This window comes from Marinobacter algicola DG893 (assembly GCF_000170835.1).
Lineage (GTDB): Bacteria > Pseudomonadota > Gammaproteobacteria > Pseudomonadales > Oleiphilaceae > Marinobacter > Marinobacter algicola.
The window spans coordinates 1-2906 of the sequence record NZ_ABCP01000088.1; the positions used below are offsets into that span (position 1 = coordinate 1).

2 protein-coding genes are annotated in these 2906 nt (G+C 57.4%); both read left to right on the top strand.

Annotated elements, in window-relative coordinates; all coding sequences use genetic code 11:
* Window positions 1–2334, top strand: a 2334-nt coding sequence (gene pulA / locus MDG893_RS20295; RefSeq protein ID WP_007155728.1) for a pullulanase-type alpha-1,6-glucosidase, incomplete at its 5' end; no start/stop codon positions are given.
* A 75-nt stretch (window positions 2335–2409) separates the two neighbouring features.
* Window positions 2410–2838 carry an early set domain-containing protein gene (locus MDG893_RS20300; RefSeq protein WP_007155729.1) on the top strand — a complete coding sequence of 143 codons (429 nt, stop codon included), beginning with the start codon at window positions 2410–2412 and terminating at the stop codon, window positions 2836–2838.
* Window positions 2839–2906: the final 68 nt, after the last annotated feature.

Here is a 2906-nt window from a genome sequence, read left to right on the forward strand (position 1 = left end):
ATCCCAGGTGTACTCGACGACCTTTATGCCTATGACGGCACTCTGGGCGCTACCGTCAGCGGCGCCGATACCGGGTTTGCGGTTTGGGCCCCAACGGCCCAGAGCATGCGCCTGCACGTGTTCAATGCTGACGGCAGCATGGTGAGCGGCTATCCGGTAGACATGACCCGGGACAACGGCGTCTGGAGGCATACCGGCAACACCGCTGATGTGGACCGCAAGTTCTACCAGTATGAAGTGACGGTCTATCACCCGCGCACCGATGCCATCGAAACCACCATGACATCGGACCCCTATGCCCTGAGCCTTTCAGAAAACGGCGTGTATGCACAGGTTGTCGACCTGGCTGACAGCGACCTGAAACCAGCCAACTGGGACAGCCTGACCCCACCGGCAGTGCAGGCACCCGAGGATGTCGTGGTGTATGAAACCCATATTCGCGATTTCAGTGCCACCGACGAAACCGTTGCGGTTGCCAATCGGGGCAAATACGCCGCCTTTACGGAATCCACCAGCGATGGCGTCACTCATCTGGAAAGTCTGGCGAATGCGGGTATTACTCATCTCCACCTGCTGCCGTCCTTCGATATCGCAACCATCAACGAAGACCCGGCCAACGTCGTCAAAATCGACGACGACTTCAGCAAGCTGTGCAACCTGTCTGACGAAGCGGCTTCGAACTACGCCGACCTCTGTGGCAGTGGCGATACCATCCGCACGGTACTGGCGTCCTTCGACCCGACAACCGGTGACGCCCAGGCACTGTATGGTACTTTTCGCGGCCTCGACAGCTTCAACTGGGGCTATGATCCCGTGCACTACACCGTTCCCGAGGGCAGCTATGCCTCTGATGCCAACGGCGTGACCCGGATACGGGAATTTCGCGAGATGGTGCAGTCCGCCACCAATCTGGGCCTGAACGTGGTACTGGACGTGGTCTACAACCACACCAACGCCTCCGGACTTGCAGACAAGTCGGTGCTCGACAAACTGGTACCAGGCTATTACCACCGCCAGAACCCGGAAACCGGCGTTGTTGAGCAGTCAACCTGCTGCGAGAACACCGCGTCCGAGCACCGAATGATGGAAAAGCTGATGATCGACTCCCTGGTCACCTGGACGTCGGAGTACAACATTTCCGGATTCCGTTTCGATCTGATGGGTCATCACATGCTCTCCAATATGGAGAAAGCACTGGATGCCGTGACCGCCGTCGACCCCGACACTTACTTCTACGGGGAGGGCTGGAACTTTGGTGAAGTGGCCAATAACGCCCGTGGTGTGAATGCCATCCAGCCAAACATGGCTGGAACGGGCATTGGCTCATTCAACGACCGCCTGCGTGACGCCGTACGTGGTGGCGGCCCCTTCGATGGTGGCAACGCACTGCGCGCCAACCAGGGCTTCAGCAACGGTCTATTCAGTATTCCTAATGATCGCAACAGTGGCAGTGACGCTGAAAGAAACCGGTTACTGCAGGTCAGCGACTGGATCCGCGTCGGTATTGCCGGCAGCCTGAGCGACTATCCGCTGGTCACCGCCGACGGATCAACCAGGACCGGAAAGGAAATCGACTACAACGGCCAGAATGCCGGTTATACCAGCGATCCACAGGAAATCATCAACTACGTCTCCAAGCACGACAACCAGACGCTCTGGGACAACAACCAGTACAAGGCGGATTTCACTGCCACGCTTCAACAGCGTGCCCAGATGCAGGTGGTGGGCCTTTCCCTGCCTATTCTCAGCCAGGGCATTCCCTTCATCCATATGGGCTCGGAACTGTTGCGTTCCAAATCCATGGAAAGAGACAGCTATGATTCCGGCGACTGGTTCAATGAAGTTGACTTCAGTTACCAGGAAACCGCCTGGAACCGCGGCCTGCCCCGCCAGGACAAGGACGGCGCGAACTGGGACCTGATCACTGAGATTATTGGGCAGTTCCAAGCCGGCCCGACCCTAAGCGAAATCGACTACACCCGCGAGCAAGTCGAGAAACTGTTGATGGTTCGCAGCGAAAGCGAGCTCTTCCGTCTACGCACCGCTGAACAGGTCAGTGAAAGGCTGGCGTTCCACAACACCGGCCCCAGCCAGATACCCGGCGTGATTGCTTTCAGTCTCGACGACGGCCCCAACAACGGCCTGACCGATCTGGACAGCGACGTGGATCAGATCGTCGTGGTGATCAACAGCACAGGGACCCAACAGGAACTGGACACCAGCCTTAACGAGGCCTTCTCCGTGATGACGGACACCTCCCCGGAACAGACCGCTGCAGCAACAAACGGCACCTTCACGGTACCCGCCCTGTCAGTCGCTGTATTCAATCGATAAGGCCGCTGACAACGGCCCCTGGCGGCCCCATGGAAGGATAAATCCATGGGGCCAGCAACCATAGAGGAGACAATCATGAACAGGAAACTCACAACGCTGGCTTTGGCCTCGGTTATGGCCATCACTGCCGGTTGCGCCACCACCGGTGGTGAACGCGATTACAGCAAATCCCTGTATCTACGCGGGCAATTTGCCTGGTGGGATGCCTTGCCGGAATACAAGGTCAAGAAAGTGGACAATGGGCTCTATCGCACGGAAGTGGAACTCAAGGCTGACGGGCAACCCTATGAGTTCAAGTTTGGTGATGCCAACTGGACGTCGGGCACCAATTGCGGCTATCTGTCGGAAGAAGACAAAGATGTTCAGCTAAACAAGCCGGTAAAGGCGAATTGTTCCGCTGTCTTCGAAAACTTTCGCTTTACCCCGCCCGAGACCGGCACCTACGGTTTCTACTTCGATGTTCGCGGGGAAACCCCCGAAATCTACATCGACGAGGCCAACTAAAAAAGCCCGGGACGTTGCCCGGGCCTCTCATGGCAGTACGGCAAAAAAGGCACCCGTCCGTCATCGGG